The sequence below is a fragment of the Tabrizicola sp. genome (assembly GCF_041919135.1).
Classification (GTDB): domain Bacteria; phylum Pseudomonadota; class Alphaproteobacteria; order Rhodobacterales; family Rhodobacteraceae; genus Tabrizicola.
In genome coordinates this window covers 100031-126618 of sequence record NZ_JAYRUJ010000003.1, presented here as the reverse complement: position 1 = coordinate 126618, position 26588 = coordinate 100031, and the positions used below count along the sequence as shown (strand labels likewise).

Here is a 26588-nt window from a genome sequence, read left to right as displayed (position 1 = left end):
TTCTGGCGACTGGTTTCTGGCGCAAGGGCGGCCGGGATCGGCAGGGATGCAACAATCCGCTTTGCCGCCGCCCCGCAGGGTGATCCGGGGGCCAAGCGGCCGGCCCGCCGGCAAGCCGGGCCGAAGCCCGGCCTGCGACGGCGTCGCGCGCCGCCGGGGTCAGAGGATCTTCTGGCCGGTCTTGGCCCAGTCGGCGTTGAACTGCTCCAGCCCCTTGTCGGTCAGGACATGGCTGGCCAGCGCCTTGATCACGGCCGGGGGCGCGGTCACCACGTCGGCCCCGATCAGCGCGCAATCCTTGACATGGTTCGGGTTGCGGATCGAGGCGGCGAGGATCTGGGTGTCGAAGCCGTAATTGTCGTAGATCGTGCGGATGTCGCCGATCAGGTCGATGCCGTCGAGGTGGATGTCGTCCAGCCGGCCGATGAAGGGCGAGATGAAGGTCGCGCCCGCCTTGGCCGCGATCAGCGCCTGGTTGGCGCTGAAGCAGAGCGTCACGTTGACCATGAAGCCCTCGCCCGACAGCACCTTGCAGGCCTTGAGCCCGTCCCAGGTCAGCGGCACCTTGACCGCGATGTTCTGGGCGATGGCGGCGAGTTTCCGGCCCTCGGCGATCATGTCGTCGGCTTTCATCGCCACGACCTCGGCCGAGACCGGGCCCTCGACGAAGGAGCAGATTTCCCTGGTCACTTCCAGGATGTCGCGGCCGGATTTCAGGATCAGCGAGGGGTTGGTGGTGACGCCGTCCACCATGCCCAGCGCGTGCAGGTCGCGGATGGCCTCGACGTCGGCGGTGTCGATGAAGAATTTCATGGGGGTCGCTCCTTCGGCGGTTGCGGGGGGTGCCGCGCGGGGGTTGAATGCTCTCGGGGCGCGGTTTAACGCAATCGGCTGGTGAGCGAAAGGTTGCAGCTTGGCGGATCGGACCTATCAGGCGGGCGACCTCGTGGGGGTGCTGACGACCGAGCCGCTGGGCCGGGTGCTGGACTACCGCGCGCCGGAGGGCGGCTGCGGCGACGGCGATTTCGTCGAGGTGCCGCTGGGCCCGCGCCGGGTGCTGGGCGTGGTCTGGGGACCGGGCGAGGGGAGGTTCGATCCCGCGAGAATTCGGCCCGTCACCCGGGTTCTGGACGCAAGGCCGATGCGGGCGGAGTTGCGGGCGTTTCTGGCGAAGGCGGCGGATTACACGCTGACGCCGCTGCCGGCGATGCTGCGGCTGGCGACACGGGCGCCGGGTCTGGGGGCGCCGCCCTCGACGCGGCGGGTCTACCGGCTGGCGGGGCCGGTGCCGAACCAGCTGACCGACGCCCGGCACCGGGTGATCGAGGCCTTGCGCGCGTTCGGCGGCGCTCCGGTCACTTTGGGCGAATTGGCCGAGGCGGCGGGCTGCGGCGCCTCGGTGGTCAAGGGGCTGGTGAAGCTGGGCGTGGTGGCCGAAGAGGACGCGCCGCGCGACACGCCCTATCCGCGGCTGAAGGCGGACATGGGGATGCGGCTGGCGGGGGATCAGGTTGCGGCGGGGGATGCCCTGGTCGCGGCGGTGGCGCTGGGGGGCTATTCGGCGACGCTGCTGAAAGGGGTGACGGGGTCGGGCAAGACCGAGGTCTATCTGGAGGCGGTGGCGGAATGCCTGCGGGCGCACCGACAGGCGCTGGTCCTCTTGCCCGAGATCGCGCTGACCTCCGAGTTCCTGACCCGGGTGGAGGCCCGGTTCGGGGCAAGGCCGGCGGAGTGGCATTCCGGCGTCACGATGACCGAACGCCGCCGGTTGTGGAAGATGGCGGCCGAGGGCGAGGCCGGGCTGGTCGTCGGCGCGCGCTCGGCGCTGTTCCTGCCGTTCCAGGATCTCGGGCTGATCGTCGTCGACGAGGAGCACGACACCTCCTACAAGCAGGAGGACGGGGTGTTGTATAACGCCCGCGACATGGCGGTGCTGCGGGCGGCGATCTGCGGCTGCCCGGTGGTGCTGGCCTCGGCCACGCCCTCGCTGGAGAGCTGGGCCAATGTCGAGGCGGGGAAGTACCGCCGGCTGGACCTCGGCTCCCGCTTCGGGGCGGCGGAACTGCCGGAGATGCGGGCGATCGACATGCGGAGCGAGCGGTTGCCTTCGGACCGCTGGATCTCGCCGACGCTGGCGGCCAAAGTCGATGCGGTGGTCAGGCGCGGCGAGCAGGCCTTGCTGTTCCTGAACCGGCGGGGCTTCGCGCCGGTGACGCTGTGCCGGGCCTGCGGGCATCAGGTCGGCTGCGACCATTGCGACGCGCGGATGGTCGAGCATCGCTTCCAGAAGCGGCTGGTCTGCCACCAGTGCGGCGCAACGAAGCCGGTGCCGCTGGCCTGTCCCGCCTGCGGGGTCGAGGGGAAGATGGCCGCCGTGGGGCCGGGCGTCGAGCGGCTGGCCGAGGAGGTGGCGGCGCGGTTTCCTTCTGCCCGCGTCGCCGTGTTGTCGTCGGACCTGTTCGGGTCGGCCCGGGCCTTGAAGGAGGCGATTGCCGGGATCGCGGGCGGGGGGGCCGACATCATCATCGGCACGCAGATCGTGGCCAAGGGGCACAACTTTCCGCTGCTGACGCTGGTCGGGGTGATCGACGCCGACCTCGGGTTGCAGGGATCGGACCTGCGCGCGGCGGAGCGGACCTTCCAGCTGATGCGGCAGGTCGCGGGCCGCGCGGGGCGGACGGCGGAGCGGAAGGGCGAGGCCTGGCTTCAGACCCATCAGCCGGAGCATCCGGTGATCCGGGCGATCCTTGGGGGGGACGAGGAGGCGTTCTGGGCGGCGGAGGCGGCGGAACGGAAGACGGCAGGCGTGCCGCCCTATGGCCGGATGGCGGGAATCATCCTGTCCTCGCCGGATGTGGCGCAGGTGTTCGACTTCGGGGCAGAGCTGGCGCGGCGGGACGGGCCCCTGCGCCGGATCGGGGCCGAGGTCTGGGGTCCGGCGCCCGCGCCCATCGCAAGGGTGCGGGGGCGGCATAGGGTGCGGCTCCTGGTGAAGGCGGAGAAGGGGGCGCCGTTGCAGGCGGCGCTGGCGGAATGGCTGGCGCAGTTCAAGCTGCCGCGGGATTTGCGCCTGGCGGTGGATATCGACCCGCAGAGCTTTATGTGAGTAGGCGCGTGCGCCACCACCCTACGATGGCGGGGCCGGATTGTGACTGACACAAGCTTTCGCTTTGCCTGCCCTGCGCGCAGGGAGTAAGCGGGGAGCATGTTGCGCGCGCCGATGTCCCTTGCCGAAGTCCACGATCTGCCCGCGTGGCGGCGGCCCGAGGCTCTCCTCTACCTCATGGCAGCGGCGATGCCCTTGAGCTTCGCCACCTGGTCGGCGCTTCTGAACAACTTCGTCATCGAGGTCGCGGCCTTCACCGGGCGCGAGATCGGCTGGCTGCACACGGTGCGCGAGATCCCCGGTTTTCTGGCCATCGGCGTCATCCTAATCCTGCTGGTGATGCGCGAGCAGGTGCTGGCGCTGGTCGCGCTGGCGCTCCTCGGCGCGGCCTCGGGGGTGACGGCGTGGTTTCCGTCCTTCACCGGGATCCTGGTCTGCACGCTCCTGTCCTCGATCGGGTTCCATTATTTCGAGACGGTGAACCAGTCGCTGCAGCTGCAATGGATCGACAAGGACCGCGCGCCCATCCTGCTGGGGCGGATCATGGCGGTGGGGGCGGGGGCCTCGCTCGCGGCCTATGGCGCCATCGTCGCGCTGTGGGAGGCGCTGGGGCTGGACTACAACACGGTCTACCTCGCCTCGGGCGGGTTGACGCTGGCCATCGTCCTGGTCGCGGCGCTGGCCTATCCGCAGTTCGAGAATCCGCATCCGCAGCACAAGCACATGGTCCTGCGCCGGCGCTACTGGCTGTATTACGCGCTGCAGTTTATGGCCGGGGCGCGGCGGCAGATCTTCGTCGTCTTCGCGGGCTTCATGATGGTAGAGCGTTTCGGGATGAAAGTCGGCGAGATGACCGCGCTTCTTCTGGTCAACTACCTGATCAACATGGCCATCGCACCCGCCATGGGCCGGGCGCTGGGCCGGTATGGCGAGCGCAATGTCATGGGCTTCGAATATGTCGGGCTGACGCTGGTGTTCCTGGCCTATGGCGGACTTTACTGGTTCGGCTGGGGCATCGTGGTCGCGGGCGGGCTTTACATCCTGGACCAGCTGTTCTTCGCGCTTTCCTTCGCGCTGCGGACCTATTTCCAGAAGATCGCCGATCCGCGCGACATCGCGCCCACCGCGGCGGTGGCCTTCACCATCAACCATATCGCGGCGGTCTTCCTGCCGGCGGCGCTGGGCTACCTGTGGGCGCGGTCGCCCGACCATGTGTTCGTCCTGGGCGCGGGAATGGCGCTGGTCGCCTTCGGGCTGATCTGCCTGATCCCGCGCCATCCCGCGCCGGGGAACGAGACGCTGTTCTCGCGCGCCCTGCCGCAACCGGCCGAGTAGGCTGGCGCGGCGGGCGGGTTGCCCTATATTCGGGAAAACGGAGGTCGCAGATGCTGTTCAACCGCGCGAAGATGGAAATGGTCACGCCCGAGAACGCCCTGCCGGGGCGGGCCGAGCCCCTGCCGACAGCCGAGACGCATTTCCTGAGCGGTCTGCCGCTGAAATCCCCGGTGCCTCCGGGGATGGAGGAGGCGATGTTCGGGATGGGCTGCTTCTGGGGCGTGGAGCGGAAGTTCTGGCAGATGCCGGGGGTCTGGCTGACCATGGTCGGCTATGCCGGGGGCTTCACGCCGAACCCGACCTACAAGGAGACCTGCACGCAGGCGACCGGGCACAACGAGGTCGTGCGGGTGATCTACGACCCCTCGGTGGTCAGCTACGAGGCGCTTTTGCGGCTGTTCTGGGAAAACCACGATCCGACGCAGGGGATGCGGCAGGGCAATGACGTCGGCTCGACCTATCGCTCGGGGATCTACACTTATACCCCGGAGCAGATGGAGGCCGCGACGGCCTCGAAGGCGGTCTACCAGCAGGCGCTGACGGCGGCGGGGAAGGGGCAGATCACCACCGAGATCCTGCCCGCGCCGGTGTTCTATTTCGCCGAGGATTATCACCAGCAGTATCTGGCGAAGAACCCGGACGGCTATTGCGGCATCGGCGGCACGGGCGTGACTTGCCCGATCGGGACCGGCGTCCGGGCGGGGGCCTGAGATCCGGGGCCCAAAATTTTTCGTCGAAAAATTTTGGGCCGTCTCCTCCGGGCGAAACTTGTCGGGGCGCGGCCTTCCGCGTAAGGCCGGAGGCAAAGGAGTGCCGCCATGCCCACCTATTCCGCCCTGACCACCCTGCCCGGCGAGGAGGCCGCGCAATCCCTTGCCGCCGCCATGGAGCGGATGGACCCGGAACCCACCGGGGTCGGCGTCTTCGAGATCGAGGACGGCTCGGGCCTGTGGGAGGTCGGCGGCTATTTCCTGGAACCGCCGGACGGGGTGATGCTGGAGGTCCTGGCCACCGCCTTCGGCGCGCGGCCCTTCGCGCTTTCGGAACTGCCCGAGATCGACTGGGTCGCCAAGGTCCGGCGCGAGCTTGCCCCGGTCGAGGCGGGGCGGTTCTTCGTCTACGGCAGCCATGACGCGGACAAGGTGCCTCAGGGGCGCGTGGCCTTGCAGATCGAGGCGACGGTCGCCTTCGGCACCGGCCACCACGGCACGACGCTGGGCTGCCTGCTGGCCTTCGACCGGCTGCTGACCGAAGGCTGGCGGCCGGCGAAGGTGGCCGACATCGGCTGCGGCACGGCGGTCCTGGCCATGGCGGCGGCGGCGACCCTGCCCGGGGCGCTGGTCATCGCCAGCGACATCGACCGGGTCGCGGTGGACGTGGCCGAGGCCAATGTCGCGATCAACGGGCTTGAAGGCCGGGTCGAATGCCTGGAGGCGGCCGGGCTGGATCACGCGCGGATCGTGGCAGCCGGGCCCTACGACCTGATCTTCGCCAATATCCTGAAGGGTCCGCTGATCGAACTGGCGCCGGGAATCGCGACTCAGCTTGCAGCCGGAGGTAGAGCCATCCTGTCCGGTTTGCTCGCTGTGCAAGCAGATTCGGTGAAGGCGGCTTACGAGACCGCCGGACTTTGTCTGCAAAGTCGCGACGATCTTGGCGAATGGTCGGTGCTTGTTCTGCGAAAACCCTGAAGTCGTGGACAATCCTTGACGGAAGGGCGCGTTGGGTGCACCCAAGGCAACATGCCGCATTTTGGCCATAAAACCGCAGCAACATTGCCTTGTCCGAGTTTCGGGGAGCAGACCATGTGGGTAGATCCCAACCTTAATGATTTCTACAGCCGCGTCTCGCGGATCGAGAAGGCCCATGCCAAGGGCTATGGCTTCGAGGCCGCCGGAACCCTGGGCCGCAAGGCCTCGACCCGGCACGGCTCGCGTCTGTTGCGGCTGGCGAAGCCCCTGGTGCTGGCCCTGGCGGTGGGGATCGGGCTGAAGGGCGTGATCCATTACTATGTCGGGCCGCAGACCTATGAAAGCCGGGTCAGCTCGCTTGCGGCGGGAAGCGGTTTCGATCCGGTCGGGGCCTGGCTGATGCATGCCGATCCGGGGACGCTCTGGGTCTCAAGCCAGCTGCGGGCGCTGCTGCCGCGCTGAGGCCCGATGGAAAAGCAGAAAGGCCGCACCAGGGTGCGGCCTTTCACATTCCGGCTATGCGCCTCACCCGTCGCTCAGCGACCGATGAACTCGATGTCGCCGCGGCACAGACCGATATCGTCCAGCTCGCGGTCGGAAAGCTTGTTCAGCGAATTGCGGGTCACGCGCGCATCGTTCCATGCGGCAAGAGCCCCGAAGACATTCGTCACCGCGTTGATCGCGCGGAAGGTGGTGATGGCGCCGTAGGGCGCCGGGCGGGTCGTCTCGACAGCGGCCATGGCGTTCATCCTGTTCATACTTCACATCGCAAGGGCCTATTCCCTTGCCCTTGACGATCTAGTCTTGCTGCGGGTGCAAAGCAACTGACGCCCGGACAAGGCCGCAATGCAGCCGCTGCATGGCTGGCGTCACGATTTTTTCATCTATTTCAGGGCGTTTTTGCGCTGTTGTCGAATTCATGCGTCGTTGCGTCGTATTCTGCAAGTGCAAAATGACGCGGCCCTCCTGTCCGGCAACCGGAAAAGCCATTGGCGGATGTTCCCTTTTCGTGCTAGCCCTTGTGGCAAAGGAAAGGACGGGGGCAAGATGCGGGTCATCGGCATCGATCCGGGGCTGCGGAACCTGGGCTGGGGGGTGATCGACGTCGCGGGCTCGCGCCTGACCCATGTCGCCAACGGCATCTGCCATTCCGATGGCGGCGAGGGGGATCTCGCGGTGCGGCTCCTGTCGCTGCATCTCCAGCTGACCGAGGTCCTGCGCGCCTGGCGGCCCGAATCGGCGGCGGTGGAGCATACTTTCGTCAACAAGGATGCGGTGGCGACGCTCAAGCTGGGCCAGGCGCGGGGAATCGCGCTTCTGGTGCCGGCGCAGTTCGGCCTGAGCGTCGGGGAATATGCGCCGAATGCGGTGAAGAAGACGGTGGTGGGCGTGGGGCACGCGGCGAAGGTGCAGGTGGACCATATGGTGAAGCTGCAGTTCCCCGGCGTGAAGGTCGCCGGACCGGACGCGGCGGATGCGCTGGCGGTGGCGATCTGCCACGCGCATCATGTGCAAAGCGCGGGCCGGTTGCAGGCCGCGCTGAGGGCGGCGGAATGAGGGGCTTTTCGTGATCGGACGGATCTCGGGGCGGCTGGACTGGCGCGGGCCGGACCATGTGCTGATCGACGTGCGCGGCGTGGGCTATGTCGTCCATGTCAGCGAGCGGACGCTGGCCGGGATGCCCTCGGTCGGCGAGGCGGTCAGCCTTTATACCGAGCTTCTGGTGCGCGAGGACCTGCTGCAGCTATTCGGCTTCCCGACCATGCTGGAGAAGGAGTGGCACAAGCTTCTGGTGACGGTGCAGGGTGTGGGCGCCAAGGCCGCGATGGCGATCCTGGGGACGCTCGGGGCCGAGGGCGTGGGCCGGGCGATCACGCTGGGCGACGCGCGGGCGGTGCAGGCGGCGCCGGGCGTCGGGCCGAAGCTGGCGCAACGGGTGATCCTGGAGCTGAAGGCCAAGGCGCCGGGCGTCATGGCGGCGGGGGCGGGCCTGTCGGCCAAGGCCGGGGCCGAGGATGTGGTAATCGAGGCGGCCGCGCCGCCGCCCGCGCGAAAGCCCGCGAAGGCGGACGAGGGCGCGGCGCGGCGGGCCTCGGCCTCGGCCGACGCCTTGTCGGCGCTGGTGAACCTTGGCTATGGGCAAGGGGATGCCGCGCAGGCGGTGGCGGCGGTTTCCGGGAATGAGCCAGATGCGGATACGGCCACGCTGATCCGGGCGGCGCTGAAACTGCTGGCGCCGAAATGACCGAGCCGAACCCCGCCCTGCGCCCCGAGAAGCTGCCCGAGGATACGGACCGCGCGCTGCGCCCGCAGATGCTGGGCGAGTTCATCGGCCAGGCCGAGGCGCGGGCGAACCTTGCGGTGTTCATCGAAAGCGCCCGGATGCGGGGCGAGGCGATGGATCACACGCTGTTCCACGGGCCCCCGGGACTGGGCAAGACGACGCTGGCGCAGATCATGGCGCGGGAGCTGGGGGTGGGGTTCCGGATGACCTCCGGCCCGGTGCTGGCCAAGCCGGGCGACCTCGCGGCGATCCTGACCAATCTGGAGCCGCGGGACGTGCTGTTCATCGACGAGATCCACCGCCTGAGCCCGGTGGTGGAGGAGGTGTTGTATCCGGCGCTGGAGGATTTCGCGCTGGACCTGGTGATCGGCGAGGGGCCGGCGGCGCGGACGGTGCGGATCGACCTGCAGCCCTTCACCCTGGTGGGCGCGACGACGCGGCTGGGGTTGCTCACGACGCCGCTGCGGGATCGGTTCGGCATCCCGACCCGGCTGGAGTTCTATTCCGAGGCCGAGCTTTACGAGATCGTCGCCCGGGGCGCGCGGCTGATGGGGTTGCAGGCCGAGCCGGAGGGCTGCCGCGAGATCGCGCGCCGGGCGCGGGGGACGCCGCGGATCGCCGGGCGGCTGTTGCGCCGGGTGGCGGATTTCGCGCTGGTCGAGGCGGGGGGGCGGATCAGCCGCGAGCTGGCGGACCGGGCGCTGACGCGGCTGGGGGTGGATCATCTGGGGCTGGACGGGGCCGACCGGCGCTATCTGACGCTGCTGGCCGAGAACTACGGCGGCGGGCCGGTCGGGGTGGAGACGATCGCGGCGGCCCTGTCCGAGCCGCGCGATGCGATCGAGGAGGTGATCGAGCCTTACCTCTTGCAGCAGGGCCTGATCCTGCGGACACCGCGGGGCCGGATGCTGGGGGCCAAGGCCTGGCGGCATCTGGGGCTGGAGGCGCCGAAACCGGCGGGGCAGGCGGATCTGTTCGGGGGCAAGTGAGCGGAGCGCGTTCCGCGCAAGTCTCCTGTCTCGTCGTCGGGCTTCGCCTCCTCCTCGGCGTGGGGGGTTTTACCCCCAAACCCCCAGGATATTTCCGCCAGTATGAAAGGTTGTCGGCGGGGGGCGCGGCATGGTAGCGGGCGCCCATTCGGACGGAGGCGGGCATGGGACCGGGCGAGATCGAGGCTTTGTTCACGCGGGGCGACGGGAGTTACCTCTTTGCCCGCTGGGGGCGGCCGATCGTGCCGGTGGTGTTCGGGGTCGATGATGCCTCGCTTGCCGTGTTCAAGGGCGCTTTCGAGGCCGTGGTGGCGCTGGCGGGGCACCGGATGGCCGAGACGGACCCGGAACTCGGGGCGAACCTGATGCTGTTCTGCTTCCGGGACTGGGCGGAACTCCTGGAGGTGAAGGACCTCGGTCGGCTGGTGCCGGAACTGCCGGCGCTGGTGGCGCGGCTGCAGGCGGCGGGGGCGAACCAGTACCGGATCTTCCGCTTCGAGCCGGACGGGGCGATCAAGGCGGCCTTCGTCTTCCTGCGGATGGATGCGGCGCTGGCGGCGATGGAGGCGGAGACGCTGGCGCTGGCCCAGGCGGTGCAGGTGATCCTCTTGTGGTCCAGCCAAGCCTTCGACGGGACCTCGCCGCTGGCCCGGGTGGGGGAGCGGGTGATCCTGCGGCCGGAGATCGGGGCGGTGATCCGGGCGGGGTATGATCCGGTGATGCCGGCGGTGGCGCGCGATCCCTCCCACGCGCTGCGGCTGGCGGCGCGGGTGGGGTGATCTGTCCACGGTGGACAGGATTTTTGGCTGAGCGATTTCAAGGGGTTGCGCGCGGGCGTTCAGGATTTGTCAAGGTCTGGCGTCCTGGTCCCCGTCCCGGAGACGGCGCTTGCTGCCCCGGGGTTTTCCGGCGACCGGAAACCGCCTAGGGTCGCGCAAGATTTGGAGGCCGCATGACCGCGCATCAGTTCCGCACCCGCGTCTATTATGAGGACACCGATCTTGCCGGGATCGTCTATTATGCGAACTACCTGAAGTTCATCGAACGGGCGCGGACGGAATGGGTGACCTCGCTGGGGGTGGACCAGATGGCTTTGCGGGACGCGCAGGGGATCGTCTTTGCCGTGCGGCGGGTGGAGGCGGATTTCCTGCGCCCGGCGAGGTTCGGCGATGACCTGGTGGTGGAGACCAGGCTGCAGGGCCTGGGCGGGGCGCGGATCGTGCTGGAGCAGCTGGTGCTGCGCGGGGGCGAGAGGCTGTTCGCCGCGATCGTGACGCTGGTCTGCCTGACCGAGGCCGGCCATGCGGCGCGGCTGCCGCCGGAGCTGCGCGCGAGGCTGGCGGGGCCGCTGCATTGAGCACCGTCCCGGCCGCTCGTCGATGACTTCGTCACTCCTCGCGGGGGGGATCGGCCGAGGAGGAGACGAAGTCGAACGAGGAGGGGCGGATGGCGGATGCCTGCCGCTGACAGAGTTGTGTTGGCATTCCCCCTGCAATCTTGATAGAATCCACGGTAACGGAGCCGATCAACGGCCCGACACACAAGAGCAGGCGTATGGACACGGACACCCTTGCGATGGCGCAGGAGATTGATTTCTCCATGGTCGCCCTTTTCTTGCGAGCGACCTTCACGGTGAAGATCGTCATGATCATGCTGATGATCATGTCGTTCTGGTCCTGGGCGATCATCATCCAGAAGCACATCATGCTGCGCAAGGCGCAGGGCGAGGCCTCGATCTTCGACCGGGCCTTCTGGTCGGGCGAGCCGCTGGACGAGCTTTTCGAGAAGATCGGATCCGAGCCGCAGGGCCAGTCGGAAAAGATCTTCTCGGCCGGGATGCTGGAATGGCGGCGCAGCCACAAGCAGGACGGCGGGCTGATCGCGGGGGCGCAGAGCCGGATCGACCGGGCGATGAACGTGGCCATCGCGCGCGAGAGCGAGTTCATGAACCGCGGCCTCAGCTTCCTGGCCACCACCGGCTCGACCGCGACCTTCATCGGGCTGTTCGGCACGGTCTGGGGGATCAAGCACAGTTTCGAGCAGATCGCGATCAGCCAGAACACCAGCCTGGCCGTCGTGGCACCCGGCATCGCCGAGGCGCTTCTGGCGACCGGCGTCGGCCTGGTCGCGGCGATCCCGGCGGCGGTCTTCTACAACAAGCTGTCGGCCGACATCGACCGGGTGGTCGGCGGCTATGAGGCCTTTGCCGACGAATTCGCGACGATCCTGTCGCGCCAGCTGGACTCGTAAGCCATGGGCATGGGGGTTTCGGGATCGGCGGGCGGCGGGCGGCGTCGCCGGCGCGGGGGGCGTTCCGCCTCGATGCACGAGATCAACATCACGCCGATGGTCGACGTGATGCTGGTGCTTTTGATCATCTTCATGGTGGCGGCGCCGATGCTGACGGTGGGCGTTCCCGTGGAACTGCCGAAGACGGCGGCCGCGGCGCTGCCGACCGAGCAGGAGGAGCCGCTGACGGTGACGGTCACCGCAACCGGCGGGATCACGATCCAGACCACCGAGGTGGCGGATGGCGAGATGATCCCCAAGCTGAAGGCGATCGCGGCCGAGCGGACCTCGAAGAAGGTGTTCCTGCGCGCCGATGGCGCGGTGCCCTATGAGCGGGTGGCCCAGGTGATGGGGGCGCTGAACGCGGGCGGGTTCAACGAGATCGGGCTGGTCACCGATGCCGAGGGGCCTGCCTTCGGGGCGGCCGACGGCGGGTCGGGCGGCTGAGGCGGATGGAGCGGCGGTTCCAGACGGGGACGGTGGTCTCGGCGATCGGGCACGCGGGGGTGATCCTCTGGGTGCTGCTCGGCGACTGGCTGTTCTCGCCCGCGCCGCCGCAGGAGATCGTGCTGACCTCGGTCGATTTCGTGACCAGCGCCGAGTTCGACGCGATGCAGGCGGCGGCGACCGAGACGCCCGCCGAGGAGCCCGCGCCGGTCCGCCCGCAAGCGCGGCCGGAGGAGGTAGTGGTGCCGGAGCCTGAGCCTGAGCCGGAACCCCAGCCCGAACCTGAGCCGGAGCCGGAACCCCAGCCCGAACCTGAGCCGGTGCCCGAACCCGAGCCTGTGCCCGCGCCCAGCGATGCGGTGCAGGCGGAGACCGAGCAGCTTCTGCCGTCGGAATCGACCGAGATCCAGCCCGAGGCCGAAGCCGAGGCGATCGTCGCCCCCGATCCGGTGCAGCCGGAGACCGAGGCCGAGACCTCGGACACGCCGGAGCCGGCGGTGAGCGAGGAGCCGGCGGCGGAGGAGATCATCCAGCAGGAGCCGACCGAGGCGACCGTCCCCGAGGATACCGGCGACATCACCCGGACCGAGGCGAACGAGGACCAGCAGGCCGAGACCGGGATGACCACCTCGCTGCGGCCGAGGGCCAAGCCCGCGCGCCCGGCGCCGCAGCCCGAGCCGGAGCAGGAGCCCGAGCCGGAGATCGCCGCCGCCGAGCCGGTGCAGGAGACCCCGGCCGAGCCGGAGGCCCAGCCGGTGGACGATGCCGCGACCGAGGATGCGATCGACGCGCTGCTGGGCGAGGCGGCGGCCGAGCCGGTGGAGGAGCCTGCCGCCTCGGGCGGGCAGGACCTGCCGCAGGGCCCGCCCCTGACCGGGGGCGAGATGGGCAACATCTCCAGCGCGATCTCGCGGAAGTGGAACCTCGGCGCGGCCTCGACCGAGGCGCTGAGTTCGACCATCGTGCTGCGGGTGAGTTTCGCGCCGGACGGCAAGCCGACGAACTTCGAACTGCTGGAATCGACCGGGCCAAGCCAGACCGGGATCGACAAGCTTTACGAAACCGCGCGCCGGGCGGTGAACCGGGCCCATGCCGACGGCGGACTTCCGCTGCCGGCGGACAAATACGACACCTGGCGCGTGCTTGACCTGGTCTTCGATGCCAATGGGATGCGGGCAAGATGACCGGGGAACCAAAGCCGCGAATTCCCCTTTCTCCCGCAGGGCAGGCGGGCAAGGACAGCAACGAACGGAGCATGAGGCCGATGATCAGACCCATGAGACAAGCAATCGCCGCACTTCTGGCGCTGACGCTCGGCCTTGCCGGGGGCTCGGCGGTGCTGGCGCAGAACGCGCCGCCCCGCATCGTGATCGGCCCCGGCGTGATCGAGCCGATGCCGATCGCGGTGCCGACCTTCATCGACGAGGGCGGCGCGGGCGACTATGCGCGCGAGATCGGCCGGGTGGTGATCTCGGACCTGGAGGGGACCGGCTTCTTCCGCAACATCGGCGAGGAGGCCTATATCAGCCGGGTGACGGGCTTCGACGCCCCGGTGGCCTTCGAGGACTGGAAGGCGATCAACGCCCAGGTGCTGGTCACCGGCGCGGTCACCGTCAGCGGCGACCGGATCACGGTGAAGTTCCGCGCCTATGACGTGTTCAACGGCACCACGATGGAGGGCGCCGCGCTGCAGTTCGCCGGCACGACCCAGGGCTGGCGGCGGATGGCGCATAAGGTCGCGGACGTGGTCTATTCCAAGATCACCGGCGAGGGCGGCTATTTCGACAGCCGCGTGGTCTTCGTCAGCGAGAGCGGGCCGAAGAACCAGCGGCTGAAGCGGCTGGCGGTGATGGATTACGACGGGGCCAACGTGGCCTTCCTGACCGATTCCTCCTCGATCGTGCTGGCGCCGCGCTTCTCGCCGCAGGGCGACCGGATCCTCTACACCAGCTACGAGACCGGCTTTCCCCGGATCACGCTGATGGACGTGGCCAGCCTCGGCCGGCAGACCCTGGCCGAGCAGCCGGGCACGATGACCTTTGCGCCGCGCTTCAGCCCCGATGGCGGCACCGTGGTCTTCAGCCTGGAGCGCGGCGGCAATACCGACATCTATGCGCTGTCGGTCGGCTCGGGGCAGTTGACGCAACTGACCAATGCGCCCTCGATCGAGACCGCGCCCTCGTTCAGCCCCGATGGCAGCCAGATCGTGTTCGAGAGCGACCGTTCCGGCGTGCCGCAGATCTATGTCATGCCGGCGGGCGGCGGCGAGGGCACGCGGATCTCGGGCGGGGCGGGGCGCTATGGCACCCCGGTCTGGAGCCCGCGCGGCGACTACATCGCCTTCACCAAGCAGAACGAGGGCCGCTTCCACATCGGCGTGATGCGCACCGACGGATCGGAAGAACGGCTCCTGACCGCCAGCTTCCTGGACGAGGGCCCGACCTGGGCGCCGAACGGCCGCGTGCTGATGTTCACCCGCGAGACCTCGGGCGGCGGCGGTCAGGCGAGCCTGTGGTCGGTCGACATCACCGGGCGGAACCTCAAGCAGATCCCGACCGACGGCCCGGCGAGCGACCCGGCCTGGTCGCCGCTTTTGCCGTGAAACGTGACGCGCCGCCGGATTCCCCTGGCGGCGCAAAGCTGATACTGTGCCCGCAATCGAGCCAACAAGAAGGATCCCCCCGATGAGCCTTGCTGCGAAGTCCCTGCTTCTGATCGCCGTCCTTGGCCTTGCGGCCTGCAACAATCCCGACCGCTACGGCGCGGGCGGCCCCGGCGGCGCGGGCGGTGCCGGAGGCGCCGGCGGCATGGGCGGGATCGACACCACGGGCCTTGGCGATCCGAACAACCCGACCTCGATCGCCTATTTCAACCAGCGCGTCGGCGACCGGGTGCTGTTCGCGAACGACCAGTCCACCCTCTCGCCCGAGGCGCGCACGATCCTGTCCGGCCAGGCGCAGTGGCTGAACACCAACACCGGCTATGCCGCGATCATCGAAGGCCATGCCGACGAGAAGGGCACGCGGGAATACAACCTTGCGCTTGGCGCGCGCCGCGCGGCGGCGGTGCAGAACTTCCTGATCAGCCAGGGCGTTCCGGCGAACCGGCTGCGCACGATCTCCTACGGCAAGGAGCGCCCGATCGAGGTCTGCTCGACCGAGGACTGCTATTCCAAGAACCGCCGGGCGGTGACGGTGCTCTCGGCCGGCGTGGGCATGTAAGCCATGCGGCTTGGCCTTGCCCTGATCCTGACGCTGCTGCCGGTCCTGGGTCATGCCCAGGACCGCACGCAGACCCTGGCCGACATCCGCGCCGAGCTTTCGGCGCTGGCGGCCGAGTTCAACGCGCTGAAGGCCGAGCTTGTCTCCTCCGGCGCGGCCACCAGCGGGGCGGCGGGGGGCGATGCGCTGACCCGGATGGACACGATCGAGGCCACGCTGGCCCGCCTGACCGCGCGGACCGAGGAGGTCGAGCTGAAGCTGAACCGGGTGGTCTCGGACGGGACCAACCGGATCGGCGACATCGAATACCGGCTGTGCGAAGTGACCGAGGGCTGCGATCCGGCCACGCTGGGTTCGACGCCCACGCTGGGCGGCGAGGCGGCGACGGCGGTGCCCGCGCCCGCGGCCGATCCGGTGGCGACGGGGGGGGCGACGGCCCCGGCGACGGCCCCGGCGACGGGCGGGGCGGAACTGGCGGCAAGCGAGCAGCAGGACTTCGACCGGGCCAAGGAGGTGCTCGGTACGGGTGACTTTCGCACCGCCGCAGACCTCCTTGCGACCTTTACCCAATCCTATCCTGGCGGGCCGCTGACCCAGGAGGCGCATTACCTGCGCGGCGAGGCGCTGACCGTCCTTGGCGATACCGCGGGCGCGGCGCGGGCCTATCTGGACGCGTTCTCGGCCGCGCCCGAGGGGGTATTCGCGGCCGATGCGCTGCTGAAGCTGGGCGAGGGGCTGGGCAAGCTGGGCCAGGTCCCCGAGGCCTGCGTGACCCTGGGCGAGGTCGGCCTGCGCTTTCCCGGCAGCATGGCGGCGACCCAGGCGACGGTGGCGATGCAGGGCTTTCAGTGCCAGTAGACGGCGACCGGCTGGTCGGGCTGCTGCGTGACGGCCTGCCGGCGGGCGAAGTGATCGGGGTGGCCTTGTCGGGCGGTGGGGATTCCACCGCCCTTCTGCATCTGTGCCTTGCCGCCGGGCTGCGGGTCGAGGCGGTGACGGTGGACCACCGCCTGCGCGCCGAAAGCGCCGCCGAGGCCGCGGCGGTGGCGGCGGCCTGCGCCGCCCTGGGCCTGCGGCACGAGGTCCGGGTCTGGGACCATGGCGCGCTTGCCGGCAACGTGATGGATGCGGCGCGGCGGGCGCGGATGGCGCTGATCGCGGACTGGGCGCGGGCGCGGGGGATCGGCTGCGTCGCCCTGGGCCATACGCGGGACGACCAGGCCGAGACGCTGCTGATGGGCCTCGCGCGCGCGGCCGGGCTGCCGGGGTTGTCGGGGATGCGGCCGGGGTTCGCGCTGGACGGGCTGCGCTTCCGGCGGCCCCTGCTTGCCGCCGGGCGCGAGGAGCTGCGCGACTGGCTGCGGGGACGGGGAATTCCCTGGCTCGACGATCCGAGCAACGAGGATGCGCGCTATCAGCGGGTGCGGGCGCGGCGGGCGCTGGCGGCGCTGGCGCCCCTGGGGATCACGGCCGAGGGGCTGGCCACGGTGGCGGGGAACCTCGCCCGGGCGCAGGCCGCGCTGGCGCAGCAGGTCCGCGCCGCCGGCCGGCACCTGCGCGAGGCGGCGGGGGCGTTGCAGGTCGCGCCGGGCTTCCGCGAGGAGCCGGAGGAGATCAGGCGGCAACTGCTGCAGGCGGCGCTATGCTGGCTTTCGGGCGCGGACTATCCGCCGCGCGCGGCCGACCTGGCGCGCTTCCTGGCGGCGATGCACGAGGGGCGCGACGCGACGCTGGCGGGCTGCCGCCATCGCAAGGGCTGGATCGCGCGCGAGGCGCGGGCGCTGCGCGGGATCGAGGGCGGCCTCTGGGACGGGCGCTGGCGCGTCACCGGGGCGGGCGAGGTGCGGGCGCTGGGCGAGGCGGGGCTGCGGCAATGCGACTGGCGGGCCACCGGCCTGCCGCGCGAGGTCATCGCGGTGGCGCCGGGCCTCTGGCAGGGCGATCGGCTGCTGGCCGCCCCTGCGGCGGGATTCGGCGCAGGGGCGGCGACCATCGCGCGCCCCTTCCACCTTTTCGGACTATCGGATTGAACCCCGACCGCAAAAGTCTATCTTAGAGCCAAGACCGCGCGCCCCTGACGCTTGCGCGGAGCAATCGGGAGATCCTTTTGGGCAACGCACGCAATATCGCTTTCTGGGTCGTGCTGCTGATCCTTGTGATGGCGCTGTTTCAGCTGTTTTCGGGCAACCAGACGACGATGTCGTCGCGCACGCTCAGCTATTCGGAATTCGTCGAGCGGGCGAACAGCGGCCAGGTCGACCGGGTGACGCTGGACGGAGAGCGGATCATCCTGCGCGCCAAGGACGGCAACACCTATGTCGCGATCAAGCCGCAGGGCGACATGGTCACCGACAACCTGACCCGCGACCTGATGGCCAAGGGCGTCGCCGTCGAGGCCGAGCCGCAGGCGCAGTCGGGCTTCATGTCGCTCCTGGCGATGTGGCTGCCCTTCATCATCCTGATCGGGATCTGGTTCTTCTTCATGAACCGGATGCAGGGCGGCGGGCGCGGCGGCGCGATGGGTTTCGGCAAGTCGCGCGCCAAGCTCCTGACGGAAAAGCACGGCCGGGTGACCTTCGACGACGTGGCCGGGATCGACGAGGCCAAGGAGGAGCTTGAGGAGATCGTCGAATTCCTGCGCAATCCGCAGAAATTCAGCCGTCTCGGCGGCAAGATCCCGAAGGGGGCGCTGCTGGTCGGCCCTCCGGGCACCGGCAAGACGCTGCTGGCCCGCGCCATCGCGGGTGAGGCGGGGGTGCCGTTCTTCACCATCTCCGGCTCGGACTTTGTCGAGATGTTCGTGGGCGTCGGCGCCAGCCGCGTGCGCGACATGTTCGAGCAGGCGAAGAAGAACGCGCCCTGCATCGTCTTCATCGACGAGATCGACGCCGTGGGCCGCGCGCGCGGCGTGGGCATCGGCGGCGGCAATGACGAACGCGAGCAGACGCTGAACCAGCTTCTGGTCGAGATGGACGGGTTCGAGGCGAACGAGGGCGTGATCATCATCGCCGCCACCAACCGCAAGGACGTGCTGGACCCGGCGCTTCTGCGTCCCGGCCGGTTCGACCGCCAGATCCATGTGCCGAACCCCGACATCAAGGGCCGCGAGAAGATCCTCTCGGTCCATGCCCGCAAGGTGCCGCTGGGGCCGGATGTGGACCTGCGCACGATCGCGCGCGGCTCGCCGGGGTTCTCGGGCGCCGACCTGATGAACCTGGTGAACGAGGCCGCGCTGATGGCGGCGCGGGCCGGGCGGCGCTTTGTCACCATGCTGGATTTCGAGAATGCCAAGGACAAGGTGATGATGGGGGCGGAACGCCGCTCCATGGTCCTGACGCCCGAGCAGAAGGAAATGACCGCCTATCACGAGGCCGGCCACGCCATCGTCGGCATGTCGCTGCCGAAATGCGACCCGGTCTACAAGGCCACGATCATCCCGCGCGGCGGTGCGCTTGGCATGGTGATGAGCCTGCCCGAGATGGACCGCCTGAACTGGCACCGCGACCAGTGCGAGGAGCGGATCGCGATGACCATGGCCGGCAAGGCGGCCGAGATCATCAAATACGGCGCGGATTCGGTCTCGAACGGGCCCTCGGGCGACATCCAGCAGGCCAGCGCCCTGGCCCGGGCCATGGTGTTGCGCTGGGGCATGTCGGACGTGGTCGGCAACATCGACTATGCCGAGGCGGCCGAGGGCTATCAGGGCAACACCGGCGGCTTCTCGGTCAGCGCCGAGACCAAGCGGCTGATCGAGCAGGAAGTGAAGCGGTTCATCGACGAAGGCTATGAGACCGCCCGCCGCATCCTGCTGGAAAAGCACGACGAATGGGAACGGCTGGCCAAGGGCCTGCTGGAATACGAGACGCTGACCGGGGACGAGATCCGCAAGGTCATCGCCGGAGAGCCCCTGGGCGGCGACGACAACGCCGACAAGCCCTCGTCCGGCGGCGGATCGGCCTCGATCGCGGCGATCCCCAAGACGCGGGGGCGCGCGAAGCCGGGGACGGATCCCGAGCCCGCGCCGCTCTAGGCAGGAAGAAGGCCCCGCATCGGCGGGGCCTTTTGCTTTGCGGGCCCTGCCGCTAACCTGCCCTCCAACCTGCCATCGGGGCCAGGGAGGCGGCGGATGATCACGGCATATGCAAGGCGCGGCGCCCGGCTGGAGGCGCTGGACCTCGGGCAGCGGCACCTGTCCGAGGCGCTCTGGGTCGATCTGGAGGCCCCAACCGAGGCCGAGGAGGACGCGGTCGAGGCCGCGCTGGGCCTGGACATCCCGACCCGCGAGGACATGCAGGAGATCGAGGTCTCGTCCCGCATCTACCGCGAGGGGGGCGTGCTGTTCCTGACCGCGCAGGTGATCGCCAGCCCCGAGGCGCGCGAATCCGAGATCGGCCCCGTCACCTTTGCCGTCCTGCCCGAGCGGCTGGTGACGGTGCATTACCACCACCCGCGCTCCCTGACCTATTTCGCCGACTGGGCCGCGCGGCACGACACGGCGCTGGAGACGGGGCTGGATGCGCTGATGGGCCTTCTGGAGGCGGTGGTGGACCGGCTGGCCGACATTCTCGAGGGCGAGGCGCGCAGCCACGAGATCCTGTCGAAGGCGATCTTCGCGGCGCACCGGCCCTCGGGCAAGGCCGAGACCCTGGGCGCGGTGCTGCAGCGGATCGGCCGGGCCGAGGCGATGAACGGCAAGGTGACGGAAAGCCTGGCCACGATCCTGCGCCTGCTGACCTATCTGACCTCGACCCCCGAGACCGAGGAGGGGCCCTGCCTGCATGCCCGCCAGATGCCGGTTGCGCTGGCGCAGTTGCAGGACCTGCGGTCCCTGCGCGAGGTGGCGGCGGCGCAGGCGGACAAGGTGCGGTTCCTGCTGGATGCGACGCTGGGGGTGATCAACATCCGGCAGTCGGACGTGATCAAGATCTTCTCGGTCGTGGCCTTCGTCTTCCTGCCGCCGACGCTGATCGCCAGCATCTACGGCATGAACTTCGTCCATATGCCCGAGCTGAAATGGACCTGGGGCTATCCGATGGCGCTGGGGTTGATGGTGGTCTCGGCGCTGGTGCCCTATGCGATCTTCCGATGGAAGAAATGGCTGTGAAGGACTGGGACCCCGCCCGCTATGGCGCGTTCCGCGACCTGCGGCTGCGCCCGGCGCTGGACCTTCTGGCGCAGGTGCGAGAGGTGCCGGACGGCGACGTGATCGACCTCGGCTGCGGCGATGGGGCGGTGGGGCCGGCGCTGGCCGCCCGGTTCAGGCCGGGCCACCACCTGATCGGCGTCGATGCCTCGGCCGCGATGCTGGAGAAGGCGGCGGGCCGGTATGACCGGCTGGTTCGGGCGGATATCGGGGGCTGGCGGCCGGATGGCCAACCGGCGCTGATCTTCTCCAACGCCGCGCTGAACTGGTTGCCCGACCATGCCGCGCTGATGCCCCGGCTGGCGGCGATGCTGGCCCCCGGCGGGGTGCTGGCGGTGCAGATGCCGCGGCAGGGCGGGGCGCCGTCGCACCGCCTGCTGGCCGAGGTGGCGGAGCGGCTGTTTCCGGGCCGGTTTCCGGCGAAACCCGCGCCGGTGCTGGCGGCGGCGGAGTATGTGGCGCTGCTGCTGGCCTTCGGCGAGCTGCGCGCCTGGACGACCGACTATGTCCAGCTGCTCGACCCCGTGGCCAAGGGTCATCCCGTCCGCGCCTTCACCGAAAGCACGGCTATGCGGCCCTTCCTGGCCGGGCTGGACGAGGCCGAAACCCGCGCCTATCTCGCGGCCTGCGACGCCGCGCTGGCCGGCGCCTATCCGCCCCTGCCGGATGGTCGCGTCCTGTTCCCCTTCACCCGCGTCTTCTTCATCCTGGAGCGTTCCTGATGCCACCCCTGATGCCCACGACCCACAGCGCCCGCGTCACCTGGCTGGGCTACCAGCCGGTGCCGGTGGAACGGCTGGTGATCACCTCGGTGCCGGTGGAGGTCATGCCGTTGCGTTTCGCCGGATTCGCGGGCGAGGTTCACGCCGGGCTGACGCGGCCGTCCTGCAGCCGCGTGCTGAAGCAGCATCCGCGCGACACCGAGATCCGCAACACCCGCCAGCTGAGCGTGGTCAGCGCCGAGGAGATGGCCGAGGTCGCCCGCGACATGGGGCTGGAGCGGATGGACTATGCCTGGGTCGGCGCCTCGCTGGTGCTGGAGGGTATCCCCGACCTGACGCATCTGCCGCCCTCCAGCCGGTTGCAGGGGCCGGACGGGGTGACGCTGGTCGTCGACATGGAGAACCTGCCCTGCCAGGAACCCGCCGTGACGATCGAGAAGGCCCGGCCCGGCCTGGGCAAAGGCTTCAAGCGCGCGGCCGAGGGCAAGCGCGGGTTCACCGCCTGGGTCGAACGCGAAGGCGTCCTGCGGCTGGGCGACGTGGTTCGGCTGCATGTGCCGGTGCAAAGGGCCTGGGCGCCGGGGGGCTGAGGCGGCGCGTCCCGGCCCGCAGCCGGGGGGTTTCACACCCCCCGGACCCCCCGTGGAGTATTTCCCAAAAGAGCAAGCAAATTTTAGTAGAACTGCGCGCTTTGGCCTTGTGGGGGCGGGAGTTTCCGATAGGAAACCGCTTGCGGCGAAATTTGCGGATTTAAGGTCGGAATCCGCCGCAGGAAAGCGGGTTCGGCCCGGTATCACGTCGCAAACGGCACAAGTTAGCCCCTGGGAGACGCATATGGCCTTCAAGACCGACATCGAGATTGCGCGCGAAGCGAAGAAGAAGCCGATCATGGAGATCGGCTCCAAGCTGGGCATCCCGGCGGAGCATCTGCTGCCCTATGGTCATGACAAGGCCAAGGTGAGCCAGGAGTTCATCAAGAGCCTCGCGGGCAAGCCCGATGGCAAGCTGGTCCTGGTGACCGCGATCAACCCGACCCCGGCGGGCGAGGGCAAGACCACCACCACCGTCGGCCTGGGCGACGGGCTGAACCGGATCGGCAAGAAGGCGGTGATCTGCATCCGCGAGGCGAGCCTCGGCCCGAACTTCGGGATGAAGGGCGGCGCGGCCGGCGGCGGCATGGCCCAGGTCGTGCCGATGGAGGAGATGAACCTTCACTTCACCGGCGACTTCCACGCGATCACCAGCGCCCACAACCTCCTGTCGGCGATGATCGACAACCATATCTACTGGGGCAACGAGCTGAACATCGACGCCCGCCGCGTGGTGTGGCGCCGGGTCATGGACATGAATGACCGCGCGCTGCGCGACATCGTGGTCAACCTCGGCGGCGTCTCGAACGGCTTCCCGCGCCAGACCGGGTTCGACATCACCGTGGCCTCGGAAGTCATGGCGATCCTCTGCCTGTCGAACGATCTGGAAGACCTGCAGAAGCGGCTGGGCGACATCGTCGTCGCCTATACCCGCGAGAAGAAGCCGGTCTACTGCCGCGACATCAAGGCCGACGGCGCGATGACCGTTCTGCTCAAGGACGCGATGCAGCCGAACCTGGTGCAGACGCTGGAGAACAACCCGGCCTTCGTCCACGGCGGCCCCTTCGCCAACATCGCCCATGGCTGCAACTCGGTCATCGCGACCAAGACCGCGCTGAAGCTGGGTGAATATGTCGTGACCGAAGCCGGCTTCGGCGCGGACCTCGGCGCCGAGAAGTTCTTCGACATCAAGTGCCGCAAGGCCGGGCTGAAGCCTGCCGCCGCCGTGATCGTCGCCACCGTGCGCGCGATGAAGATGAACGGCGGCGTCGCCAAGGCCGACCTCGGGGCGGAAAACGTCGATGCGGTGAAGAAGGGCTGCCCGAACCTCGGCCGCCACATCGCCAACGTGAAGTCCTTCGGCGTGCCGGTGGTCGTGGCGATCAACCACTTCTACAGCGACACCGACGCCGAAGTGGCCGCCGTCAAGGCCTATGTCGCCGAACAGGGCGCGGAAGCGGTGCTGTGCAAGCACTGGGCCATGGGCTCGGCCGGGATCGAGGACCTGGCGCATGCCGTGGTCAAGCTGGCCGAATCGGGGACCTCGAACTTCGCCCCGCTCTACCCGGACGAGATGGGCCTGTTCCAGAAGGTCGAGACCATCGCCAAGCGCATCTACCATGCCGACGAGGTGATCGCCGACAAGTCGGTCCGCGACCAGCTGAAGGCCTGGGAGGCGGCGGGCTATGGCCATCTGCCGGTCTGCATGGCCAAGACCCAGTACTCGTTCTCGACCGATCCGAACCTGCGCGGCGCGCCGACGGGCCACACCATCCCGGTCCGCGAAGTGCGGCTGTCGGCCGGCGCCGGCTTCATCGTCGTGATCTGCGGCGAGATCATGACCATGCCGGGCCTGCCCAAGGTCCCGTCGGCCGAAGTGATCCGGCTGAACGACGCGGGCCAGGTCGAAGGCCTGTTCTAAGGTCGCATTGCCCTTTCCCGGCTGTCCCCGTATCTCGGGGGCAGCCAGAAGGGGAGACGAGGATGCGCAAGCCCGCCGACTGCACGACCATGGCCGAGATCCGGGCCGAGATCGACCGGCTGGACGAGACCCTCGTCCGGCTGTTCGCCGAGCGGGCGGGGTTCATCGACCGGGCGGCGGAGATCAAGGCCGAGGTCGACCTGCCGGCGCGGATCGGATCGCGCGTCGAGGAAGTGGTGCGGAATGTGCGCGCCCATGCCGAAATTCATGGCCTGCCGCCCGATCTGGTGGAAAAGCTCTGGCGGCGGCTGATCGACTGGTCCATCGCGCGCGAGGAAAGCCGCCTGGGCCCGGACTCTTTGCGGAAGGAATGAAGGCCCGATGACTGCCACCCTGATCGACGGCAAGGCCATCGCGGCCCGGATGCGGGACGAGACGCGGGCAGAGGCGGCGCGGCTGACGACGCTGGGCTGGGCGCCGAAACTGGTGTCGATCTCGGTCGGCGACGTGGCGGCGGCAGAGCTTTATGTCCGCAACCAGCAGAAATCGGCGGAAGCGGCGGGCGTCGGCTTCGAGGCGCGGAACTATCCCGAGACGATCAGCCTGGAGCAGTTGCAGGGCGTGCTGGCCGGGCTGAACGCCGATCCGCGGGTGAACGGGATCATCATCCAGCGGCCGCTCCCGTCGCATATCCCGGTCAAGGCGCTGCAGAAGGCGGTGCATCCGATGAAGGATGTCGAGGGGATGCATCCCTCCTCCATCGGCAACATCGTCTATAACGATCTGACGCTTGGCCCCTGCACGGCGGTCGCGGCGGTGGAGATCCTGAAGACCCTGCCCTTGAAGATGGAGGGGCTGGACGTCTGCGTGATCGGCCATTCCGAGATCGTCGGCAAGCCGATCGCCTTCCTGATGATGGGGCTGGGGGCCACGGTCACCGTCTGCCACCACATGACGCGGCAGGTCGCGGTGCATAGCCGCGCGGCGGATGCGGTCTTCGTGGCGGTGGGCAAGCCGGGGCTGGTGCGGGGCGAGATGCTGAAGCCGGGCGCGGCGCTGATCGACATCGGGATCAACCGGGTGGACGGGCGCACGGTGGGCGACGCGGACTTCGCCAGTTGCAAGGACGTGGCGGGCTGGATCACTCCGGTCCCCGGCGGGGTCGGGCCGGTGACGGTCTCGATCCTGATGAAGAACGCAGTGCTCGCAACCGCGATGCAGATGGACCATTACCGCAGCGCCTTTGCGGCGGCGGTTTGAACGGAGGGAACGGGATGACGGCCAAGGTGATCGACGGCAAGGCTTTCGCGGCGAATGTGCGGGCCCAGGTGGCAGAGCATGTGGCGCGCCTGAAGGAGGAAAACGGGCTGACCCCCGGCCTGGCCGTGGTGCTGGTGGGCGAGGACCCGGCCTCCAAGGTCTATGTGAAGAACAAGCATGCCTCGACCATCGAGGTCGGAATGGCGAGTTTCGAACATCGGCTGGATGCGAACACCTCCGAGACCGAGCTGCTGGCGCTGATCGACCAGCTGAATGCCGATCCCTCGGTACACGGGATTCTGGTGCAATTGCCGCTGCCTGGCCATCTGAACTCGGAACTGGTGATCAACCGGATCGCCCCGGCCAAGGATGTGGATGGCTTCCACATTTCGAACGTCGGCCTGCTGGGGACCGGGCAGAAGTCGATGGTGCCCTGCACGCCGCTGGGCTGCCTGATGATGCTGCGCGACCATCATGGCAAGCTTGCGGGCCTGAATGCGGTGGTGGTGGGCCGGTCGAACATCGTCGGCAAGCCGATGGCGCAGCTTCTGCTGGGCGACAGCTGCACGGTGACCATTGCGCACAGCCGGACCAAGGATCTGGCGGCGGTTTGTCGTGGGGCGGACATCCTGGTCGCTGCCGTGGGCCGGCCGGAGATGATCACCGGCGACATGGTGAAGCCGGGCGCGACGGTGATCGACGTCGGCATCAACCGGATCGAGCGCGACGGCAAGGCGAAGCTGGTCGGCGACGTCCACTATGAGAGTGCCGCGGCGGTGGCCGGGGCGATCACGCCGGTTCCGGGCGGGGTCGGGCCGATGACGATCGCCTGTCTGCTGGCGAATACGCTGACCGCCTGCTGCCGGGCGAACGGGCTGGCGGAGCCGGAGGGGCTGACGGCGTAAGTCTAAAAATTTTCTAGAAAATTTTTAGACTGGCGTCAGCGCGGCATCGGGATGGCAAGGACGCGCGGGCCGGTGAGGAGGGCCAGCGCATCCTTTGCCATCAGGGCGGTGAGGGCGGCGTCCTTGCTGCGCAGCCCGCCGGTATAGGTGCCGTAGGCGGGCAGGATCAGCCGGGCGGCATCGGCGAGGAAGCAGGGCCGCGACTGGCCGGCAAGGCTGGCCTTCGGATGGTAATGGCCTGAAATCTCACCCTTCTCCTGCGGCTCGGCGATATGGCGGAAGGTGAAGGGCTGGAGTTTCAACTCGGCCCGGTGGGTTCCACCAAGGTCGAGCGGGCCGGGGTCGTGGTTGCCGGTGATCCAGGTCCAGTCCTTTCCCGCCATGAGCCGGATGAGCCAGAGGCGCGAGGCTTCCTCGATCCCGTCGGCGGCGGCGAGGTCGTCGAAGCTGTCGCCGAGGCAGATGACGGTCTCGGCGCCGGTCGCCTCGAGGTCGCGGTCGAGTTTCTCCAGCGTGGCCTGCGTCTCGTAGGGCGGCAGCAGCGATCCGCCCCTTCGGGCAAGGCGATCGGATTTGCCGAGATGCAGGTCGGAGACCGTCAGGGTCTTGCGGGCGGGCCAGTAGAGGCCGCCGAAAGGCAGCAGGTGCAGCGTCTGGCCGTGGAAGAAAAGCTTGTGGTGCATGG

General features: G+C 68.9%; 28 protein-coding genes. 25 read left to right on the top strand and 3 right to left on the bottom strand.

Annotated elements, in window-relative coordinates:
- Positions 1 to 159 precede the first annotated feature (159 nt).
- On the bottom strand, positions 160 to 813 hold the full coding sequence (fsa, locus tag ACE3UA_RS03690) for a fructose-6-phosphate aldolase (protein ID WP_374642630.1): 654 nt from the start codon (positions 811 to 813) through the stop codon (positions 160 to 162).
- Between the two features lie 133 nt (positions 814 to 946).
- On the opposite strand from fsa, the gene ACE3UA_RS03685 reads away from it, so the two are divergent.
- From ACE3UA_RS03685 to ACE3UA_RS03665, 5 genes are all read left to right on the top strand, one after another.
- Positions 947 to 3106, top strand: coding sequence for a primosomal protein N' (locus ACE3UA_RS03685; protein WP_374642819.1), 2160 nt, complete (start codon positions 947 to 949; stop codon positions 3104 to 3106).
- A 99-nt stretch (positions 3107 to 3205) separates the two neighbouring features.
- Positions 3206 to 4441 carry an MFS transporter gene (locus ACE3UA_RS03680; RefSeq protein ID WP_374642628.1) on the top strand — a complete coding sequence of 412 codons (1236 nt, stop codon included), beginning with the start codon at positions 3206 to 3208 and terminating at the stop codon, positions 4439 to 4441.
- 50 nt (positions 4442 to 4491) lie between these two features.
- Positions 4492 to 5151, top strand: coding sequence for a peptide-methionine (S)-S-oxide reductase MsrA (gene msrA / locus ACE3UA_RS03675; RefSeq protein WP_374642626.1), 660 nt, complete (start codon positions 4492 to 4494; stop codon positions 5149 to 5151).
- A gap of 108 nt (positions 5152 to 5259) precedes the next feature.
- The gene (locus ACE3UA_RS03670; RefSeq protein ID WP_374642624.1) at positions 5260 to 6132 is read left to right on the top strand and encodes a 50S ribosomal protein L11 methyltransferase; all 873 of its coding nucleotides are present in this window, start codon (positions 5260 to 5262) and stop codon (positions 6130 to 6132) included.
- Between the two features lie 114 nt (positions 6133 to 6246).
- Positions 6247 to 6594: a hypothetical protein gene (locus ACE3UA_RS03665; protein ID WP_374642622.1), complete on the top strand. Its 348-nt coding sequence runs from the start codon at positions 6247 to 6249 to the stop codon at positions 6592 to 6594.
- Between the two features lie 74 nt (positions 6595 to 6668).
- Here the strand turns inward: ACE3UA_RS03665 and ACE3UA_RS03660 are convergent, their stop codons facing one another.
- The gene (locus ACE3UA_RS03660) at positions 6669 to 6872 is read right to left on the bottom strand and encodes a DUF1127 domain-containing protein (protein ID WP_197647048.1); all 204 of its coding nucleotides are present in this window, start codon (positions 6870 to 6872) and stop codon (positions 6669 to 6671) included.
- A 307-nt stretch (positions 6873 to 7179) separates the two neighbouring features.
- Here ACE3UA_RS03660 and ruvC point away from each other — a divergent pair, with 307 nt between their 5' ends.
- The 20 genes from ruvC (at position 7180) to folD (ending at position 25903) form a co-directional block, all read left to right on the top strand.
- A complete protein-coding gene (ruvC, locus tag ACE3UA_RS03655) occupies positions 7180 to 7689 on the top strand; it encodes a crossover junction endodeoxyribonuclease RuvC (protein ID WP_374642619.1) in 510 nt (169 codons plus the stop codon).
- Positions 7690 to 7699: 10 nt separating this feature from the next.
- Positions 7700 to 8377 carry a Holliday junction branch migration protein RuvA gene (gene ruvA, locus ACE3UA_RS03650; protein ID WP_374642617.1) on the top strand — a complete coding sequence of 226 codons (678 nt, stop codon included), beginning with the start codon at positions 7700 to 7702 and terminating at the stop codon, positions 8375 to 8377.
- Positions 8374 to 9405, top strand: coding sequence for a Holliday junction branch migration DNA helicase RuvB (ruvB, locus tag ACE3UA_RS03645; protein ID WP_374642615.1), 1032 nt, complete (start codon positions 8374 to 8376; stop codon positions 9403 to 9405). The genes ruvA and ruvB overlap by 4 nt, the downstream gene beginning before the upstream one ends.
- Before the next feature lie 164 nt (positions 9406 to 9569).
- Complete coding sequence (locus tag ACE3UA_RS03640) at positions 9570 to 10184, top strand: hypothetical protein (protein ID WP_374642613.1); 615 nt, start codon at positions 9570 to 9572, stop codon at positions 10182 to 10184.
- Between the two features lie 173 nt (positions 10185 to 10357).
- The gene (gene ybgC, locus ACE3UA_RS03635; RefSeq protein ID WP_374642611.1) at positions 10358 to 10762 is read left to right on the top strand and encodes a tol-pal system-associated acyl-CoA thioesterase; all 405 of its coding nucleotides are present in this window, start codon (positions 10358 to 10360) and stop codon (positions 10760 to 10762) included.
- A 197-nt stretch (positions 10763 to 10959) separates the two neighbouring features.
- Positions 10960 to 11655: a protein TolQ gene (gene tolQ / locus ACE3UA_RS03630; protein ID WP_374642609.1), complete on the top strand. Its 696-nt coding sequence runs from the start codon at positions 10960 to 10962 to the stop codon at positions 11653 to 11655.
- Between the two features lie 3 nt (positions 11656 to 11658).
- Positions 11659 to 12141 (top strand): protein TolR, encoded by a 483-nt coding sequence (gene tolR / locus ACE3UA_RS03625; protein ID WP_197647056.1) that lies wholly within the window; start codon positions 11659 to 11661, stop codon positions 12139 to 12141.
- A 5-nt stretch (positions 12142 to 12146) separates the two neighbouring features.
- Positions 12147 to 13325 carry a cell envelope biogenesis protein TolA gene (locus ACE3UA_RS03620; protein WP_374642606.1) on the top strand — a complete coding sequence of 393 codons (1179 nt, stop codon included), beginning with the start codon at positions 12147 to 12149 and terminating at the stop codon, positions 13323 to 13325.
- A gap of 92 nt (positions 13326 to 13417) precedes the next feature.
- Positions 13418 to 14743, top strand: a complete 1326-nt coding sequence (gene tolB, locus ACE3UA_RS03615) for a Tol-Pal system beta propeller repeat protein TolB (RefSeq protein ID WP_374642604.1) — start codon at positions 13418 to 13420, stop codon at positions 14741 to 14743.
- A gap of 82 nt (positions 14744 to 14825) precedes the next feature.
- Positions 14826 to 15362 (top strand): peptidoglycan-associated lipoprotein Pal, encoded by a 537-nt coding sequence (pal, locus tag ACE3UA_RS03610; RefSeq protein ID WP_374642602.1) that lies wholly within the window; start codon positions 14826 to 14828, stop codon positions 15360 to 15362.
- Positions 15363 to 15365: 3 nt separating this feature from the next.
- A complete protein-coding gene (gene ybgF, locus ACE3UA_RS03605) occupies positions 15366 to 16220 on the top strand; it encodes a tol-pal system protein YbgF (protein WP_374642600.1) in 855 nt (284 codons plus the stop codon).
- A complete protein-coding gene (gene tilS, locus ACE3UA_RS03600; RefSeq protein WP_374642598.1) occupies positions 16211 to 17392 on the top strand; it encodes a tRNA lysidine(34) synthetase TilS in 1182 nt (393 codons plus the stop codon). The genes ybgF and tilS overlap by 10 nt, the downstream gene beginning before the upstream one ends.
- A gap of 77 nt (positions 17393 to 17469) precedes the next feature.
- Positions 17470 to 19392 (top strand): ATP-dependent zinc metalloprotease FtsH, encoded by a 1923-nt coding sequence (gene ftsH, locus ACE3UA_RS03595; RefSeq protein ID WP_374642596.1) that lies wholly within the window; start codon positions 17470 to 17472, stop codon positions 19390 to 19392.
- A 96-nt stretch (positions 19393 to 19488) separates the two neighbouring features.
- Complete coding sequence (locus ACE3UA_RS03590) at positions 19489 to 20466, top strand: magnesium transporter CorA family protein (protein WP_374642594.1); 978 nt, start codon at positions 19489 to 19491, stop codon at positions 20464 to 20466.
- Entirely contained in the window at positions 20457 to 21227 is a 771-nt protein-coding gene (locus ACE3UA_RS03585) for a methyltransferase domain-containing protein (protein ID WP_374642591.1), read from the top strand. Before ACE3UA_RS03590 ends, ACE3UA_RS03585 begins: the two co-directional genes overlap by 10 nt.
- Positions 21227 to 21817 (top strand): MOSC domain-containing protein, encoded by a 591-nt coding sequence (locus ACE3UA_RS03580; protein ID WP_374642589.1) that lies wholly within the window; start codon positions 21227 to 21229, stop codon positions 21815 to 21817. Before ACE3UA_RS03585 ends, ACE3UA_RS03580 begins: the two co-directional genes overlap by 1 nt.
- A 244-nt stretch (positions 21818 to 22061) precedes the next feature.
- Positions 22062 to 23738 carry a formate--tetrahydrofolate ligase gene (locus tag ACE3UA_RS03575; RefSeq protein ID WP_374642587.1) on the top strand — a complete coding sequence of 559 codons (1677 nt, stop codon included), beginning with the start codon at positions 22062 to 22064 and terminating at the stop codon, positions 23736 to 23738.
- A gap of 62 nt (positions 23739 to 23800) precedes the next feature.
- On the top strand, positions 23801 to 24112 hold the full coding sequence (locus ACE3UA_RS03570) for a chorismate mutase (RefSeq protein WP_374642585.1): 312 nt from the start codon (positions 23801 to 23803) through the stop codon (positions 24110 to 24112).
- Between the two features lie 7 nt (positions 24113 to 24119).
- Positions 24120 to 24998 (top strand): bifunctional 5,10-methylenetetrahydrofolate dehydrogenase/5,10-methenyltetrahydrofolate cyclohydrolase, encoded by an 879-nt coding sequence (locus ACE3UA_RS03565; RefSeq protein ID WP_374642583.1) that lies wholly within the window; start codon positions 24120 to 24122, stop codon positions 24996 to 24998.
- A gap of 14 nt (positions 24999 to 25012) precedes the next feature.
- On the top strand, positions 25013 to 25903 hold the full coding sequence (folD, locus tag ACE3UA_RS03560) for a bifunctional methylenetetrahydrofolate dehydrogenase/methenyltetrahydrofolate cyclohydrolase FolD (protein WP_374642581.1): 891 nt from the start codon (positions 25013 to 25015) through the stop codon (positions 25901 to 25903).
- A 35-nt stretch (positions 25904 to 25938) separates the two neighbouring features.
- On the opposite strand, the gene pdeM is transcribed toward folD, so the two are convergent.
- Positions 25939 to 26586, bottom strand: a complete 648-nt coding sequence (gene pdeM, locus ACE3UA_RS03555; RefSeq protein ID WP_374642579.1) for a ligase-associated DNA damage response endonuclease PdeM — start codon at positions 26584 to 26586, stop codon at positions 25939 to 25941.
- Positions 26587 to 26588: the final 2 nt, after the last annotated feature.